At 54.2% G+C, this 17,339-nt stretch carries 15 protein-coding genes; 6 read left to right on the forward strand and 9 right to left on the reverse strand.

Features of this window, described 5'->3' with window-relative positions:
• Positions 1-76 precede the first annotated feature (76 nt).
• The gene (locus tag ACMHXE_RS19780) at positions 77-934 is read right to left on the reverse strand and encodes a DMT family transporter (protein WP_248952603.1); all 858 of its coding nucleotides are present in this window, start codon (positions 932-934) and stop codon (positions 77-79) included.
• A 123-nt stretch (positions 935-1,057) separates the two neighbouring features.
• A complete protein-coding gene (locus ACMHXE_RS19785; protein WP_413733168.1) occupies positions 1,058-2,104 on the reverse strand; it encodes a toxin-antitoxin system YwqK family antitoxin in 1,047 nt (348 codons plus the stop codon).
• A gap of 236 nt (positions 2,105-2,340) precedes the next feature.
• On the opposite strand from ACMHXE_RS19785, the gene ACMHXE_RS19790 reads away from it, so the two are divergent.
• Both ACMHXE_RS19790 and ACMHXE_RS19795 read left to right on the forward strand, forming a co-directional pair.
• A complete protein-coding gene (locus ACMHXE_RS19790) occupies positions 2,341-3,264 on the forward strand; it encodes a C-GCAxxG-C-C family (seleno)protein (RefSeq protein WP_224867087.1) in 924 nt (307 codons plus the stop codon).
• A 9-nt stretch (positions 3,265-3,273) separates the two neighbouring features.
• Positions 3,274-3,771, forward strand: a complete 498-nt coding sequence (locus tag ACMHXE_RS19795; protein WP_101055271.1) for a hypothetical protein — start codon at positions 3,274-3,276, stop codon at positions 3,769-3,771.
• 104 nt (positions 3,772-3,875) lie between these two features.
• Here ACMHXE_RS19795 and glnA read toward each other — a convergent pair whose 3' ends face one another.
• Positions 3,876-5,285, reverse strand: a complete 1,410-nt coding sequence (gene glnA, locus ACMHXE_RS19800) for a glutamate--ammonia ligase (RefSeq protein ID WP_101055273.1) — start codon at positions 5,283-5,285, stop codon at positions 3,876-3,878.
• Between the two features lie 457 nt (positions 5,286-5,742).
• On the opposite strand from glnA, the gene typA reads away from it, so the two are divergent.
• Positions 5,743-7,554: a translational GTPase TypA gene (typA, locus tag ACMHXE_RS19805; protein ID WP_101055275.1), complete on the forward strand. Its 1,812-nt coding sequence runs from the start codon at positions 5,743-5,745 to the stop codon at positions 7,552-7,554.
• A gap of 83 nt (positions 7,555-7,637) precedes the next feature.
• On the opposite strand, the gene ACMHXE_RS19810 is transcribed toward typA, so the two are convergent.
• On the reverse strand, positions 7,638-8,642 hold the full coding sequence (locus ACMHXE_RS19810) for a helix-turn-helix domain-containing protein (protein ID WP_101055277.1): 1,005 nt from the start codon (positions 8,640-8,642) through the stop codon (positions 7,638-7,640).
• A 138-nt stretch (positions 8,643-8,780) separates the two neighbouring features.
• Here ACMHXE_RS19810 and ACMHXE_RS19815 point away from each other — a divergent pair, with 138 nt between their 5' ends.
• Genes ACMHXE_RS19815 through ACMHXE_RS19825 form a run of 3 tightly spaced genes read left to right on the forward strand, consistent with a single transcriptional unit; the run spans position 8,781 to position 11,166 of the window.
• Entirely contained in the window at positions 8,781-9,545 is a 765-nt protein-coding gene (locus tag ACMHXE_RS19815) for an SDR family NAD(P)-dependent oxidoreductase (RefSeq protein WP_101055279.1), read from the forward strand.
• Positions 9,546-9,588: 43 nt separating this feature from the next.
• Positions 9,589-10,095 carry a 2,4'-dihydroxyacetophenone dioxygenase family protein gene (locus ACMHXE_RS19820; protein WP_413733172.1) on the forward strand — a complete coding sequence of 169 codons (507 nt, stop codon included), beginning with the start codon at positions 9,589-9,591 and terminating at the stop codon, positions 10,093-10,095.
• Between the two features lie 9 nt (positions 10,096-10,104).
• Positions 10,105-11,166: a zinc-binding dehydrogenase gene (locus tag ACMHXE_RS19825; RefSeq protein WP_101055283.1), complete on the forward strand. Its 1,062-nt coding sequence runs from the start codon at positions 10,105-10,107 to the stop codon at positions 11,164-11,166.
• Positions 11,167-11,331: 165 nt separating this feature from the next.
• Here ACMHXE_RS19825 and ACMHXE_RS19830 read toward each other — a convergent pair whose 3' ends face one another.
• The 5 genes from ACMHXE_RS19830 to ACMHXE_RS19850 form a co-directional block, all read right to left on the reverse strand.
• Positions 11,332-13,572 (reverse strand): molybdopterin cofactor-binding domain-containing protein, encoded by a 2,241-nt coding sequence (locus ACMHXE_RS19830; protein ID WP_413733174.1) that lies wholly within the window; start codon positions 13,570-13,572, stop codon positions 11,332-11,334.
• Positions 13,569-14,024, reverse strand: coding sequence for a (2Fe-2S)-binding protein (locus ACMHXE_RS19835; RefSeq protein WP_101055287.1), 456 nt, complete (start codon positions 14,022-14,024; stop codon positions 13,569-13,571). The genes ACMHXE_RS19830 and ACMHXE_RS19835 overlap by 4 nt, the downstream gene beginning before the upstream one ends.
• A 3-nt stretch (positions 14,025-14,027) precedes the next feature.
• Entirely contained in the window at positions 14,028-14,672 is a 645-nt protein-coding gene (locus tag ACMHXE_RS19840; RefSeq protein ID WP_413733176.1) for an NTP transferase domain-containing protein, read from the reverse strand.
• Positions 14,669-15,721, reverse strand: a complete 1,053-nt coding sequence (locus ACMHXE_RS19845) for an XdhC family protein (protein ID WP_413733177.1) — start codon at positions 15,719-15,721, stop codon at positions 14,669-14,671. Before ACMHXE_RS19845 ends, ACMHXE_RS19840 begins: the two co-directional genes overlap by 4 nt.
• 153 nt (positions 15,722-15,874) lie before the next feature.
• Entirely contained in the window at positions 15,875-17,089 is a 1,215-nt protein-coding gene (locus ACMHXE_RS19850; protein ID WP_101055355.1) for a 4Fe-4S binding protein, read from the reverse strand.
• Positions 17,090-17,339: the final 250 nt, after the last annotated feature.

The raw sequence follows: 17,339 nt of genomic DNA on the forward strand, positions 1-17,339 counted from the left end.
TTTTGCCAAATTCAGTTAAGCCGAACCCTTGGCCCCTTTTTCAGGGGCCAAACAAGGTTCTTATGTCAGGTGAGTGTCAGCGCCGGCTGGGGCGCAAGCGATACCAGATAGCCGGGACAGGAAGTTTCATCAGCAACAGCGATGACATGATCAGGCCGATCCCCAGCCATTGATAGCTGTCCAGCTGTTCGCCGACCAAAAACACCCCGAGCGAGACGGCCACCACAGGGTTGATCAAGGCCATCATGCCCATGATTTGCGGTCCCAGATGTTTGATGGACCAGATCCAGGCCCAGTAGCTCAGCGCCGTGCTGAAGATGGCCAGCCAAGCGATGGCGGGCCAGGTCTTGGGCTCGGGCAGTGTGGGAGCCCCGGCCACTGTCCAGGCCAGCGGGATTAGCATCAAGCCACCGAGCAACAGCTGCCAGGCGGTCAATACCAGAAGATCGCCGGTTTGCCAGCGTTGCATCCAGCGGGATGATTGGGCTACCAACAGAGTGGCACTCAGGGCGCAGAGCACACCAATCAGATCCAGATTGGCCGAAGGATTGAGCAATAACATCACTCCACTCAGTCCCAGCAGTGCCAGCAAGGTCCACTTCAGTGCCGGCCTTTGGTCATCGAGCAGCCAGGCCAGCAGTAGAAACATCAGTGGCAGTGTGGCCCCTAGTGTGCCGGCCACGGCGCCGGGAAGGCGGTAGGCGCCCATAAACAGCAGGGCGAAGAAAGCGCCGATATTACAAAATGCCAGCAAGAGTATTTTGCTCCAAGCGAGCGAAGGCAGTTTGGGGCGCAGCAGCAATAACAGGATCCCGGCCGGTAGTGCGCGCCAGACGGCGACCCAGAAAGGGGACATATCCTGTAGGTACAGGCTGACCAGGGCATAGGTGGTTCCCCAGAAGACGGGAGCGAGGAGTGCAATTAGGTAGGGCATCTTCTTTTCTTAAAGTATCTTGATGTGAAGATATTTTAAAGTTCAGTGCCTGGATAAGCAAGCCGCATTTGAAAAAGAGCTTTATTATCTTTGGATGATAAATCCAACTGATTGAATATTATGTCAATCTTGGTAGGTCAGTTTACCCTGTTCATCATAGACACGGGTATGCAGTACCTTGCCGTTCGCGCCTATCTCTTCCTGCAGATAGTTGCGCCCCTGCTCATCAAAGTAGTTCAGGGTCTGTGGTATGAGCTTGTCCTGGTCGAAACGTTTGCTCACCTGCAACTGGCCATTGCAGTGAAAGAGTTGCTCCTCACCCTGCTTGGCGCCTCGGCGGAACGGAGTACGTTTGCTCAAGGCGCCATTGGTCTCACAATAACTGAGCCAGATGCCGTCGGCGGCTATTGAGGGAAAGAAACCATAGTGTTGCTCGGACTGGCGCTGGCCATTGCGCCAGAAGGTGTGCTGCACTGCGGTGCGTTGCAGGCGATCGAACAGATAGTCCAACTTGAGTCGGCCGTTGGCGTAGTAGCCTTGTTCCTTGAGTTTTCTGAGATTTTCTTCATCCAGATGTTCACTGAAGCTCTTTAATGAACCATCGGGAAAATAGCTTTTCCAGACGGTGAGTTTCTCGCCGTCCCGCTTGAACTGTTTCATCCGCTCCCGCCCCTGCTCGTAGGAGATGAATTCAATCACTTTACCCTGGTCGAAACGCTTGAAGCTGTCGAGTCGGCCTTGGTTGTCGTAGAGCCAGAGTTCCTGGCGTTCACCGTCTTGAAACAACTCCCGGCTGCGTAATTGGGTTTGCTGGTATTGAAAGTTCAGCTGCCAGCCGTGCAACTGGCCATTTTTATACCAGGCGCTTTGGCTTAACAGACGTTCAGGCGGCGCAGATGTGCTGAAGCTGTAGCCGTCCCGCAGGCCATTCTTGAACTGGGCCGCGCTATAGTTGGGGCGATCCGGCGCTCCCCAAATGGCAATGCCGCTGAAAGGTTCTCCTCGGTATCCGTCAATGCAGCTTTCGAGGTAATAACCCAGGGCGCCATTGTCATCCTTTACTTCCCGGCAGTGGATTTGCTCCAGTTCGTCAGCCTGAATCGGCAGTTGCACCTCAGAGTGACAACCAACCAGCAGCAAGAGAGTGAGTAAAAAGAGGCTGTGATTCATAGCAGATCCTTGCTTGACGAAGTGGCTCATTGTCGCTGCCGTTGTTGCTTGGCTCAAGCCTCTTACCGATGAACTGCTGGTTTTTTGACTTTTTAACACCGAAACCCGCTTTGGATCACACCTGCACAACAAGAGAGGGAGTAAGCTGGCTTTGTTTGCAAGTCATTGATTATAAAGGGTAAGTTTTGCTTAATTTGCAATTCTACAAAATATAAGTGCAAAAAGAGGTGATGAGTATGAACGTGAATCGACGTCAGGCAATGGGCCAGATAGTAGGTTTGGTTGGAGTAGCCGCCGGGAGCTCGCTGATTGCGACCACAGCCCTGGCAGCAGAGTCTTGTCCCGGAGATACCAGCATAGGGATCGGCAGTGAAGGGGGCAGCGATCTGGGTACCAAGCTGTTGACCTATGTGAAATTGGATCCTATGGAAGTCGCCAAGCTGGCCTATGAAGGTTATGGCCGCGGTGGTTGTATGTACGGCGTGTTTGATGCCCTGGTCAAGGCTTTGGCGGCCAAGGGGCATGAGGATGCCTGTAAATTCGCTGCTATCCCAACTAACCTGGCGGCCTATGGTGGCGGCGGTATCGCAGGTTGGGGAACCCTGTGTGGCTGCTTGAATGCGGCGGCCATGGCGGTCAACGTCCTGGGCGGGGTCGACCGCACTGCGGTGATCCGCTCCGTGTACCGTTACTATGAACACACAGCCATGCCGAGAAATGATGAAGCTTTCCTCAAGGCGATTGGCGCACCGACCCGTACAGACAACGCAGGTGAATTACTGACCGCAGATAAGATAGGCCAGTCGGTTGCCAATTCCATTCTCTGTCACACCTCTGTGACCCACTGGTCGAAAGCGAGCAAGTATGGCTCCAGTCACCAGGCGAAGCTGGAGCGCTGCGCTCAGCTGACGGCCGAGATTGCCTATGTCACCACTGACTTCCTCAATAAGTCGCTGGACAATGCCTTGGACGCTGAAATGGTGGCAGAGGGCAATGCCGAGTGTAGCGGTTGCCACAGCAGCACCAAGCGGGAGCCGGATACTTACATAGGGGCTGATGTTAATTCACAGATGGAATGTCAGAGCTGCCACAGCGCCCATGATATTGGCGCCGGTTTGACCGGGGTTCATGAAGGTGCGTCCTGCAGCGATTGTCACTAGGAGGCTGTTATGAAACATAAGAGTTTGATAGTGGCGTCTTTGCTGTTGTGCCTGGGTGGTTGTGATTGGTTGGACGATGATGATGACCCTGTGGTTCCGCCTAAGCCAGAACCTGAGCAGTCTGTGTCCATCAATGAAGCCGAAAGCCTCAAGGTGGCACTGAGCGCCGTGGATCCTCAAAGCCAGGCGTTGACCTTCAGTCTGACCACGGCGGAAGGTAAACCTGTCAAGGATGCCGGCAGCAACTATGTGGTGATGTATCTCAAGATGCCGGCTGAGCAGGTCTCGGCCTTCTCCATGCCTTGGCACAAGGGCGCACGTTTTGAATGCAGTGAAACCGTCGACACCTGTGCTGGCACCATGGAAGCGCTGGAGACTGAAGGCCAATATCGCTTTACTCCAGAAGGGCTTGAAGAGCTGAACCAGACAGAGGGTGAACTCAAGTTGGCGGTGATCCTCACCGGGGCCAAGGCTCAGAGTGCTCCTGAGCTTGTCAGCGCTCCCTGAATGATTTGAGTTTCAGAGCCCTAAAATAGTAGCGCCCCAGGATTGCTCCCGGGGCGCTTTTTTTATTATCCGATGGCTTGACTCATCGGTTGATTGCAGGGCAATTAGAGGCTGTAGTACAGCTCAAATTCGACAGGGTGAGTGGTACGGCTGACACGCTCGGCCTCGGCTTGTTTCAGCTTGAGGTAAGAGTCGATAAAGTCATCGCTGAACACACCGCCGCGGGTCAGGAACTCACGGTCTGCATCCAGAGCCGCCAGGGCGACTTCAAGAGATTCGGCCACAGTCGGGATTTCCGCTGCTTCTTCGGCCGGCAGATCGTACAGATCCTTATCCATGGCATCACCAGGGTGGATCTTGTTCTGGATACCGTCCAGACCGGCCATCAGCAGTGCTGCAAAGGCCAGGTATGGGTTGGCCATAGGATCCGGGAAGCGGGTCTCGATACGGCGAGCCTTAGGACTTGGCACCACAGGGATACGGATAGAAGCCGAGCGGTTACGGGCAGAATAAGCCAGCATCACGGGGGCTTCAAAATGTGGCACCAAACGCTTGTAGGAGTTGGTGCTTGGGTTGGTGAAGGCGTTCAGGGCACGGGCGTGCTTGATGATACCACCGATATAGTACAGGGCAGTTTCAGACAGGCCGCCGTACTTGTCACCGGCAAACAGGTTAGTACCGTCTTTAGAGAGTGACTGGTGAACGTGCATGCCGCTGCCGTTGTCGCCGACAATCGGCTTGGGCATAAAGGTTGCAGTCTTGCCGTAGGCGTGAGCCATATTGTGGATCACATACTTAAGCTCTTGAATTTCATCCGCTTTCTTTGTCAGTGTGTTGAAGCGCGTGGCGATCTCATTCTGACCCGCGGTAGCCACCTCATGGTGGTGAGCTTCCACAATTTGACCCATCTCTTCCAGCACCAGACACATGGCGCTACGCAGATCCTGTGAAGAGTCTACCGGTGCTACCGGGAAGTAACCGCCCTTAACGAATGGACGGTGACCTGTGTTGCCGTCTTCATAGCTGGTGCCTGAGTTCCATGCCGCTTCTTTGGCATCTATCTTGACGAAGGTGCCGCTCATGTCGGTACCGAAACGCACGTCATCGAACAGGAAGAATTCTGGCTCAGGGCCTATCAGCACAGTGTCGGCAATGCCGGTAGAACGCAAGTATTCTTCGGCTTTCTTGGCGATGGAGCGAGGGTCACGCTCATACCCCTGCATAGTGCCGGGTTCGAGAATATCGCAGCGGATCAGTGCTGTGGTTTCTTCGGTAAATGGGTCCAGTACAAAGCTGTCTGGATCTGGCATCAGTACCATGTCAGATTCGTTGATCCCTTTCCAACCACCGATGGATGAACCATCAAACATCTTGCCGTCTTCAAAGAAATCAGCATCTACCTGATGAGTCGGGATAGATACATGCTGTTCCTTACCTTTGGTATCGGTAAAGCGTAAATCAACAAACTTAACTTCCAACTCTTGCAGCTGTTGTAAAACTGATTCGACTGACATTATCAAGCCTCCGGTAGGGTAAAGGGGGTGCCCTTTGTCAACTCTTAGTATTTAGCGTCTGGCGCCTTGTTGGTTTCTATTAAGCCAAACTCATGCCAAGATGCTAAGGTATTGAAAATAAAGGGAGTGGTAAAATCAAGGGCTGGCGAGATAAGCGGGTTTGCACTATAATGGTGCGTGCTGTGTTCCAAAAAGGTGCGCTCACCATAATGGTGCGTGCGCTTATTCAGTAGGATAATCATAGGTGTTTAAAAAATAATCCTGTGCGATAGCCCCTCGCTAGAGTAGAATGGCACGCTTTTTAAAGCAACCATCCGGGGAAATAGTGTTCCCCAGCATGATGCTAGTCCAGGTTTTATAAGGCCTGGAAGGCAATCGCCAAGCAGTCATAGAGCGGTTGTACCATTCAATTTATATTGCTGCATCCCACAGAACAGAGATCGTAAGAGGCAAAACTGTGTTAGAGAATTTACGTAACATCGCCATCATAGCGCACGTTGACCATGGTAAGACTACCCTGGTAGACAAGCTGTTGGCACAGTCAGGAACCCTGGCAACCCGCGGAGAAGCCACCGAGCGGGTGATGGACTCCAACGATCTGGAGAAAGAACGTGGGATCACTATTCTGGCGAAGAATACTGCCATTAAGTGGAACGACTATCGCATTAACATAGTAGACACCCCAGGACACGCCGACTTCGGTGGTGAAGTAGAACGGGTTCTGTCTATGGTTGACTCTGTACTGCTGCTGGTTGATGCGCAGGACGGTCCAATGCCACAGACACGTTTCGTGACCAAGAAAGCATTTGCCCAAGGCCTTAAGCCTATTGTGGTTATCAACAAGATTGACCGTCCTGGCGCTCGTCCGGATTGGGTTATCGATCAGGTATTTGACCTGTTCGACAACCTGGGTGCTACCGACGAACAGTTGGACTTCCCTATTGTGTATGCCTCGGCTCTGAACGGTTTTGCCAGCTTGGATCCCGATGAAGCCAGTGAAGATATGACTCCGCTGTTCCAGACTATTGTTGAAAAAGTATCTCCACCTGATGCTGATGCCGATGGTCCATTCCAGATGCAGATCTCTCAGCTGGACTACAACAGCTATGTAGGGGTTATCGGTGTGGGTCGTATCAAGCGCGGTAGCGTCAAGACCAACCAACAGGTCACTATTGTCGGTGCCGACGGTAAGACCCGTAACGGCAAAGTCGGCCAGGTTCTGGGCTATATGGGCCTGGATCGCCACGAAGTGGACAGCGCCAATGCCGGTGATATCGTTGCCATCACAGGTCTGGGCGAGCTGAAGATTTCTGATACCATCTGCGCCGTCGGTCATGCCGAGGCTCTGCCACCTCTGTCTGTTGATGAACCAACCATGACTATGACCTTCCAGGTCAACACCTCTCCTTTTGCAGGTAAAGAAGGTAAGTACGTGACTTCACGTAACATCCTTGAGCGTCTGCAACAGGAGCTGGTACACAACGTGGCCCTGCGTGTGGAAGAAACCGAGAGTCCGGATCGTTTCCGCGTATCCGGCCGTGGTGAACTGCACCTGTCTATCCTGATCGAAAACATGCGTCGTGAAGGTTATGAGCTGGCGGTTTCCCGTCCTGAAGTGATCATCAAAGAGATCGACGGCGAGAAGTGTGAGCCATACGAGCAACTGACCGTGGATGTGGAAGAAGAGCATCAGGGCGGCGTTATCGAGAAGCTGGGTACCCGTAAGGCCGATATGCGCGACATGCAGCCTGACGGCAAGGGTCGCGTACGTATCGATTTCATGATCCCAAGCCGTGGCTTGATCGGTTTCCAGACCGAGTTTATGACAGCCACCTCGGGTACGGGTCTGCTGTATCACACTTTCGACCATTACGGTCCATATAAGGGTGGTGATATCGGCCAGCGTACCAACGGTGTATTGATCTCCAATGCGACCGGTAAGGCACTGACCTTTGCTCTGTTTGGTCTGCAGGATCGCGGTCGTCTGATGATTGGTCACGCCGCCGAGGTTTATGAAGGCCAGGTAGTGGGTATTCACAGCCGCTCCAACGACCTGACAGTAAACTGCCTCAAGGGCAAGCAGTTGACCAACATGCGCGCCTCAGGTACTGACGAAGCTCAGGTACTGACTCCGCATATCCAGATGTCTCTGGAGCAAGCGCTGGAATTCATCGATGATGATGAACTGGTGGAAGTAACGCCTAAGAGTATTCGGATCCGTAAGCGTCACCTGACTGAAAATGACCGCAAGCGCGCCAGCCGCGGTTGATAGTGGTTGCGCTTGAGGTGACAGCCTCACAGTGAATAAAAAGCCCCGCTAAGCTAACTTAGCGGGGCTTTTGTTTATCAAGATTAATCCTCTATTTGTCCCTGGCGATATTGCTGCTGCCATTGCTTGGGGGACAATCCCGTCCAAGTTTTAAAATGACGACTAAAAACAGCGACCTCGGCATAACCTAATTGTAGTGCCAGTTCGGTAATGGTTTGGGTGCCATAACTGAGTTGTTGTTTAGCGATATTTTGTCTGACTTCTTGCAACAATTTACGATAGTTATGCCCAGTCTCCTTGAGTCTTGCTTGTAACGTGCGCTCGTGTACCCCCAGCGCAGTTGATACCCTCTCAATACAACACTCTCCGGTTGGAAGTAGTCGGTGAATTAAGTCTCTTGCCTGATCGGCCAGATTGTCGGGATAGCGGCTCTGTAAATATTGCAGATGTGACTGAAAATGGCGGTTGAGTGCTCCCTCATCGTGATAGTTCCGCCCGGTTAATTGTGCAGTTTTAAGTACTACGCCATCAAAGGATTCACGAAAGCGCACTAAGTGGGCAAAGTGCTGGGGGTCAAGTTCGCTGGGTTTACTTTGACACAAATGTAAGGGGATAGTGTTGATGTTGATATTCAACAGGCTTGAAACAAACATTGCCAGTTGTGCCACGCTCAGTTGCATCAATTGTTCAATGCCACGGCAGTGAACATTAATTGATAAGACAAGGCGTACCATATCTCCCTGTGGTTGCAGTTGCAGCGAGATACCTGAGGCGTGCAGGTACAGATAGTCATTCACTTTTTCAAGTGCATCGGCCACGGTCGCTGTGCGGGAAATCAACATAGGTAAGTCACCGAGCACATGTAAGGTTTGCCGTTGGGCAAGCATAAGTCCGAACAGCGGCTGTTTACAGCCTTGGGCAGCGATTTCCAATAACTCGGCTAGTCGTGGATAGGCGATATAGATATTGGGATCGCGAAACTGTGCCTGACGTAATCCGGCCTGATGGATCATTTCGATGGGGTTTTCACCCAACTCCAGGACCAGCTGCTCAAATTGAGCAGCTGCACCGCTACGGACTAGGTACATGGGGCATTTAGTTCTCTTTGTTATAAGAATCGCAATATATCAAATTTCATTCGTAATAAGTCAAGAAGATGTGCAATTAATCATCTAAATTAATATTGCCTTAATAATGAAACTAATAAATATAAAAAGAGGACATCTATGCGTTTACTGAATAAAACCGCAGTGGTGACGGGGGCTGCAGGAGGCATAGGGCAAGCCATCGTCCGTAAAATACTCGCCGAGGGAGGGAGAGTCGTTGCCGCAGACCTGTCAGCTGATTCGCTCAAGGTCTTTAACGATTTCCCCACAGATAAGTTGGTGACCTTTAGTGTCGATGTGACCGACTACAAACAAGTTGAAGCTATGGTGTTACATGCGGTTACCCAGTTTGGTCAACTTGATATTGTGATAAACAATGCCGGCATTGGCTCAGCCAAACCCTTGTTAGAACATGATCCTTTGGGTGATTTCGACCCAGTTACCAATGTGAATCAAAAAGGCGTATATCACGGCATTGTGGCCGGTGGACGCCAATTCCGGGCTCAAGGTACTAAAGGTGTGATCCTTAATACTTCGTCTGTCTACGCGACAATTGCCTCGGAAATGACCTTTACCTACAACGTCAGTAAAGCGGCCGTCGATATGATGACCAAATGCGCTGCGCTTGAGCTTGCCCCATTGGGCGTTCGAGTTTGCGCCATTGCTCCCGGGCGTGTCGATACTCCTATGCTGCGTCAATACGAGGCACTGGGACTCTGGGAACACATTCGTAAGGAACAAATGCGTCAGAAGTTTACTCTTCCGAGCGAGATAGCTGATGTGGCGGTGTTTCTAGTGAGTGACGAGGCCAATTGCATCAACGGCTGCACAGTGCATGCTTCCGACGGTTTTGAGAATTTTAAATATCCATTGCAGAAGGAGTGATAGCTCGACCCATCAACCCAATAAAAACATGAGGAAGGCAAATATGGCTTTACCGGAAGTGATTAATCATCAAGATTTTTTATTAACCCTCAATACTAACGAAGAGCAGATCATCAAAGATGCGCTGCCGGGCGTTGATGTGTATCCGTTATTTTTGGACCCTGAAAATGGTGTTTGGGTGATCCGCGCTAAGTTTAAGCCGGGTATCACCTTACCCAAGCATTTTCATACAGGTGTAGTGCATTTTTATACCTTGGCGGGGCGGTGGCATTACCTCGAATACCCGGAACAACCCCAAACAGCCGGCAGCTATCTGTATGAGCCGGGTGGGTCTATCCACACTTTCCATTGTCCCGCCGATTCTGAAGGCGCTGATGGTGTGATGGTGATTACCGGTGCCAATGTTAACTTCGATGCCGATGGTAACTTCATGTTTATCATGGATGCCGGTTGGATTGAGCAGGCTCTTCTGGCTGCTGCCAAGGCACAAGGCATCAAGCCCCGTTATATTAAACCCGGTGCGCCGGCATCTATGAGCGATACTCAATAGGAAACCATTATGAGTTTGATGAATGCAATCGTGTTGCAGGATGGCGAAGTCACTCTGCAACAGGTCGAATTACCTAAGCCACAGGCAGGCCAAGTGTTGGTACGCAGTCTTGCCTGTGGTATCTGTGGCTCAGATGTTCATATTGCGCGCCACTATAACGAGGTATTCGATTTTTACCGCAAACTAGGCATGATGCCTGAGGGGGCTGATAATCATGTTCCTGTGATGCTGGGACATGAGTTTTGTGCTGAAGTGGTTGAATTTGGTCCCGAAACCCAGCAAACCCTAGCTTTAGGCACCCGAGTCACCTCTGTGCCTATCCTGATGAGCCAAAATGGTGCTGGAGTAGGGGTGACTCCCGGCGTTAATGGGGCGTATTCAGAATACTTTATTCTCGATGAAGCACTGCTATTGCCAGTTCCGGATCATCTCCCACCAGAAGCTGTGGCGCTGACAGAGCCACTGGCTGTAGGCTTGCATGCCGTCAATCGTGGTGAAGTCGGCACCGAAGATACTGCCTTGGTCGTTGGTTGTGGGCCTATCGGTTTAGCGGCCATTTCTGCGCTGCATCTACAAGGTGTACGTAATATCATTGCGGCTGATCTTCAGGGCGAAAAACTGGCATTAGCCCGTGAATTCGGTGCGACTCATTGGGTTAATCCGGGTGAGCAAGATGAAGTGGCATATGCTGCTGAAATTGCCGCGGGTAATCGTGTGGTGATTTTCGAGTGTGTGGGTATTCATAAACTGATCGAAGGTTTTGTGAAGCGTTCGCCGGCCAATGCGACCATAGTGGTAACGGGGATCCACACTGCTGAAGCGAACATCAACTATGCCTACGCCACAGTGAAAGAGCTGGATATGCGCTTCTCTTACTACTATCAACCACATGAGTTTGCTCAGTGTTTGCAGGAATTGGCCGAGAGCAGGGTGCCTTGGAATAAGTTGCTCACAGGTAAAGTTGGGATGGACGGCGTATCGGGTGCATTCAAACAGCTTATGCAGCCGAATCCACATATTAAAGTTGTGATTGAACCTTGGCGTGATGGTGAGTTGCAAACGCTCAATTAATCATTCGACACCTTAACTCGAATTAAGCCGCTAACTTATAAAGCGGCTTTTTATTTATTTTACGCTTCATCATGGTGGGGCTTGTAATCTCAAGCCGGCTCGGCAAATCATGATTTTTGGCCAATTTCGACTTGCCGGGGCATTCCCCGGCACTCTATGGACGAGTTAAAGCTGCAGATACTGCTTCAGTGGCAGATCCCGGTAGCGCTTGCCGCCGGCGGCTACTATGGCGTTGGTCAGTGCCGGTGCTACCGGGGGCACTCCAGGTTCGCCCACACCGCCGGGTACTTCGGTCGAGCCGATGATTTGTGTCTCTATCTCAGGGCATTGCGGCAACCGCAGCAGTTGATAGTCGTGGAAGTTCGACTGTTGCACCTTGCCATCCTTGAAGCTGATTTCGCCCAGCATCGCCAGGCTGAGGCCGAAGATGACCGCGCCTTCCAACTGCGAATGCACCCTGTCAGGGTTAACCACAGTGCCGGCATCCAGCACTGAGATAGCCTGCAGCACCTGCAAACGCTCACCATCCAGTTTGACCTTGATGGCGACCGCCACATAGCTGACAAAGCTGCGGTGCACCGCAAACCCCCAGCCTTCGCCCGCCTTGGCCGGTGATTGCGCCATACGTTTTTCGGCGGCGTCGATGACCGTCAGATAACGAACGACATCCACAGGATGACGGCTGAGTTCTTCGCCATAGTTACCGTATTTGAAGCCCTGATCGGCAAAGTTCTCCACTCTGGGTTGCCCCAGAAGCTGCCGCCACATGGCCGGGCAACTCTGGCCGGTGCGCAGCGCCAGTTCGTCGACAAAGCTGCCAATGCCGAAGGCATGCTGAATGTTGCACACTGAGCGCAGCCAGCCTATGCGGGTATGAGCCTCGGCCTTGGCGGTTTCGCAGCGCAGCGACGGCAACTGAAACGGCAAGTCGATAAAGCCCAAATCCAGTTCGCCGTCCGAGGGTTCATCCACGCCTTCGGCAAAGGTGGAACTGATGGAAGGGAAGGCGGTGCGCGACAACAGAGCCTCCACCTTGCCATTATCACTGAGCAGTGCCTGATAATGCTGGGCGCTGATGGCGTGCAGATAGCCGTTTTGCAGCTCATCTTCCCGGCTCCAGAACACCTTCACCGGCTTGCCGCTGCGTTTGGAAAGCAGCGCCGCTTCGACGCTGAAGTCCGGCTTGGACTTGCGGCCAAAGCCGCCGCCCAGCAGGGTGACATGCACCTTGACCTGCTCCTCCTTCAGCCCCAAAGCGGCCGCCACATTCTGCTGGGTACTCTGGGGCGTTTGGCTGCAGGCCCAAATTTCACAGCCATCCTTGCTGACTCTGGCGGTGGCCGCCGGCGGCTCCATCATGGCGTGAGCCAGATAGGGCACAGTGTAATCGGCGCTGAGCGTGCGCTCTTCGGGCCAGCTTGCGGGAGGCTGGCCCAGCTCACGCCTGACTTTGCCACTCTGCCGTACTCGCTGTTTCAGGGTGGCGATAAACGCCTGGGAGTCGTGCTTGTCGTTGGGGCTTTGCTGCCACTGAATCGTCAGTACCTTGCGGCCTTCAAGGGCGCTCCAGCTATTGTTGGCCAGCACAGCCACACCGCCAAGCGGCTGGAAGGCCGGTGCCCCTTTAGGAGCGGGCAGGCTGATAATATCCACAACACCGGGGAAGGCGCGGGCCTTTTTATCATCGACACTCGCCGCTTGGCTGCCGAGCACAGGCGGCCGGGCAATCGCGGCATAGAGCATGCCTTCCAGACGTATATCCTGACCATAGATAGCGCTGCCATCCAACATGGCATCCATATCCACTATGGTGCGTGACTGACCTATCTGGGTGAATTCTTCTCTGGGTTTGAGCCTGAGTTGGCTCTCATCCGGAAGCGGCAGCTTGGACGCCGCCAGTGCCAGTTCGCCATAGCTCAGGGAGCGGTCGGACGCCTTGTGAGTCACTCTGTGAGCCTTGGCGCTGACTTCTGCGACCGGCACTTGCCAATGTTCGGCGGCAGCCTGTTCCAACATGGTGCGCGCCATGGCACCCATCTGCCGCATTCTGTCGTAGTGTTTACGTATGCTGCGACTGCCATCTGTATTCTGGCTGCCGTAACGCTTGTCGGCCAGGCCCTGCACCACCACGACTTTGTCCCAGTCGGCTTCCAGTTCATCGGCCAGCACCTGAGGTATGCCTGTTCGTATGCCCTGGCCCATTTCCGAGCGATGGCAGGTGAGGTAGACCTTGTCGTCTTCACCGACGGCGATAAACAGATTCAAAGGTTGCAGCTTGTCCTGCGCCAGGCTCATGGGGCTCCAGCCCAGGGCGCTGCTGCCCAGCATCAAGGCGCCGCCACTGGCGCCAAAGAGTTTCAGTACATCGCGACGGCTGAAGTTTTCCACTGCGGTAAACCGGCTCATGAGCTCTGCCCCCCTTTGACGGCGACATCCTTGATGGCGCTGCGGATCCGGGTATAGGTGCCGCAGCGGCAGATATTGCCGGACATGGCATCGTCTATCTGTTGGTCACTGGGGGTGGGCGTTTCACTCAAGAGCGCCGCGGCAGACATGAGTTGCCCTGTCTGACAGTAACCGCACTGGGGAACCTTGTGTTTGCTCCAGGCGGCTTTCAGCGCCGGATTATCCAGGCCTTCTATGGTGGTGATGTTCTTGCCCTCGGCACTTTTGAGACTGGTGAGGCAGGCTCTGGCGGGCTTACCGTCCAGATGTATGGTGCAGGCACCGCAGAGTCCGGCGCCACAGCCGAATTTGGTGCCTGTCAGTCCCAGGAGATCCCTGAGGGCCCAGAGCAAGGGCATGTTGGGATCGGCCTCGACCGAAAACTGTCTGCCATTGATTTTGAGTTGCGACATTGTTCACTCCTTGTGCTGGTTGAGGCGTCTGAGATCTGCGCCCGTGTCTATGTCTATGGCGGCGCGGTGCAGCACTATCCGGCCCAGTCGTTGTTGTTGTAATTTCTCGGTCAGCAGGGCCTTGGCCCCTCGGGCACCCTGCAGTTGGCTAAGGGCGTTGAAGTCTGTGGCATTAAAGATAGCAGGCGCGCCGGGGGCGTCCCGGTAAAAGGCGCTGCTGCTGAGTTGGCTGCCCAGCCAACAGTCGAGTAATTCAAGGTAATCGGCGCTAGTGAGCGCAACCTGATCGGCCAGCGCCAGTAGCAGGGCATCGGCGGAGCAGGCCTTGGCTTGCTCCGCGGCCAGAGCGATGGAGTGCCCCAGCCCCTGCTGCCAGAGAGGATTGAAACAGCAGCTGGCATGGGGCGGCAACAACGCTTGCAGTTGCTCCTTGTGGCCGCCGAGTATGGTCAGCAGCGGCAGCAGCTCAAGCTTGGGGTACTTCAGGCTTGTCTGAGCGCGCATCTGCTCCAGCGCTTGCCAACTGAGGCGCAGCAGCGGCGTGCCATGGCTATCCTGTGCCGCCAGTTTGGCATGGCCGGGCACTGAGTCATCGGCGGCGAAGCGGATCGATGCTCCGGCGGCCAGTAACACAGGCAATAGCCTCATGGCATCAGGCCCTCAAGCCCAGTCATGGGCGCATCAAACAAAACCCCGTGGCACTGGGCCAAAATGCTGAGGGCGATGGCCCCCGGGAGTTCGCCGCCGAGTGCCAGTCCGGCGGGCGCCGCCAGTGGCATGGCAAACTCTGCCAGCTCAAGGCCGGCATGTTTGAGTACCTTATCGCGCCTGTGAGTTGGCCCCAATAGCGCCAGATAGCGTGGGCAGCTTACTTGCAGCCGTTTGAGAATGGCGCTGTCGAGCTCGACATTGTGGTGCATCACTATGGCACCATCCTGACGCTTGAGCCAATCGGCATCCAGCTGGTCGGCGCCGAGTTTGATTATGTCGCAACCGGCAAAGTCATGGCTGCGGGCGTAGGCGGCTCTGGGGTCAACGACGCTCACCTGCCAGTCCAGTTGCAAAGCCATCTGCGCCAGCGGCTTGGCATCCAGGCCACCGCCGAAAATCGCAAGCGCAGGTTTGGGGCCCACGGGTACGGTTAACCAGCTCTGTTGCCCGTTCTGCCCGGTTTCTGGACTCCAAATCCCGGTGCGGCGAAAGTCATTGGCGGGGAAAGGCAGAGGTTCGGCACAGGTTGAGGGTGAACCTTGGGATAAAAAGCGCGCCTCAAGGGCTGCGGGCGCTTCACCGGTTTTTGGCATCAACAGCTGCCAGAAGCCGGATTGACCGGCATTCAGAGCCTGGCGCAACTCATCGAGTGCCAGAAAATGATTCTCCCGCCCCAGAGGCAGCAGGCAGATGTTCACCAAGCCGCCACAACCCAGTTGGTAACTGGCATCCTGATCATCGCGGGCGTCATAACAGACCTCCACCACCCTTTGTTCCGTCAGGGCCTTGTGTGCCTGATGGCGCAGATCGGCCTCCAAACAGCCGCCGCTGAGGATCCCCAGGCTCTGGCCCAGGGGATGAAACAGCATCATGGCTCCGGGTTTGCGATAAGAAGAGCCTTGTACCGAGGTGAGCAGCGCCAGCACCCAGGGCTCGTCTGCGCTGAGAGCCCATTGTTGCAGCAAGGTTTGCAGATGGTGCGCCATAAACTTCCCGTGTTTTTGGTGGAGAAGTTAGCATTGCATAAAATAGCACCGGGAAACAATCTTGTCGGGTGTGGCAAGTCAGGGAGGGGTAGTGGGACTCGGCGACAAGCGCAGTAAAAAGGCCCGCCTGTCGGCGAGCCTGAGTGGTTAAGTTTAGTGACCTACATAGTCGATCATCTGCAGCAGTTGCATCCGAACCGCATCCGGCGTTTGGCTTTCCCAGAAGCCGGAGGTGTAGGCTATCAAGGGCAGCAGGAACAGCAGTCCGAGTACCAGCAGCATTACCGACTTGGCCGACCAGAAATGATTGCGGCTAAGGCCGAACCCCAGCGCCGCTTTCTTGGGACAGGCGGCCACGCAGCGCATGCAGGCCTGGCATTCATCGCTGTGCACTGTATTTTTGGTATGCACTATGATGCCGGCCGGACAGGCGCGGGTGCACTTGTCGCATTTCATCCCCTTGGACTCTATCAGGCAATGCTCAGGGGCGCGGCGGATTTTCAGCGGGCTGAGAAAACTCAGCAGTCCCAGCAGGGCGCCATAGGGGCAGAGGTAACGGCAAAATCCCTGACGGCGCCAGGCGACAATGGCAAGGATCAGGCCAAAGCAGGCCAGGGTGATGAGTCCCGGAGTGATGAAAAACAGCGCCATCTTGAGATCGGCTATCTTGTGATAATTACTCTCCAGGTAGCCGGGGATCCCCATAGACGGCATGCCCAACACTATGTAGAGCAGCGCCGCCAACAGCAGATACTTGAGCATACGCAGTGGCCAGTCGAGCCAGGCAGGCGGCATAAATTCGCGCTTGATAAAGCGTTTACGCAGGCGATAGAGGTACTCTCCGGCCAACCCCAGCGGGCAGGCCCAGCCACAGAAGGCCCGCTTGCACAGCAGTCCGGTCAACAACACCACCGCCAGCATCACGGCCGCCGCCGGGTGGGTTTGATCCCAGAGTCCCAGGGTGGCTATCGCCTTGAGTTCTATACCGCCGGCAATGGGCAGAAACGCATCCACCACATCCGGGCGCCCAATCCAGGGCGTGACTCCGGCCTTGAGCATCAGGCTGTTGATGGTGTACTGAATCGCGACCAGAAACAGCGACAGCGCCAACAGGTGCTGGCAGCCGCTGCGCAGGTTATTGATCCTGGGCTCGGATTGCAGCAAGCCGGGGCGCAGTTGCTGCAGCAATACCAGGCTACCAACGGCTGTCAGCGTGGCCAGCAGTAACATGGGGCTGCTGCTAATCAGCAGCGCGGTTAAAATCAGCAGCAAAGTGAGGCCGGCGCCGAAACGGCGGCCGCTCCACCAGAGTTGGCTGACACCATAGAGGAGTGCCAGCATGAGGGTTAGCGATTCGGTCAGTGTCATGAGAAAGAGGCCAGCAACAAAGGACTGCCTATTGTGAACTCAAATAAGGGCACAAGTTCTTGAGTCAAAAAAGGAAGTGTGCAGCAGATCCAAGTTTACATTCGCAGATGGAGAAATTCGTGCACTGGCTCACAGCTGAAAAAAAGCCCCGCGGTGCGCAACGTAGTTCACTTAAGCGGAGCTGCCTTGTGATTAACAGGATATCGGGTCTTTGATATTTTTACCGCCCTAGGCCGATTTGGCTTAGGGC

It is taken from the genome of Shewanella sp. BJSY2023SW007, assembly GCF_047314525.1.
GTDB lineage: Bacteria > Pseudomonadota > Gammaproteobacteria > Enterobacterales > Shewanellaceae > Shewanella > Shewanella chilikensis.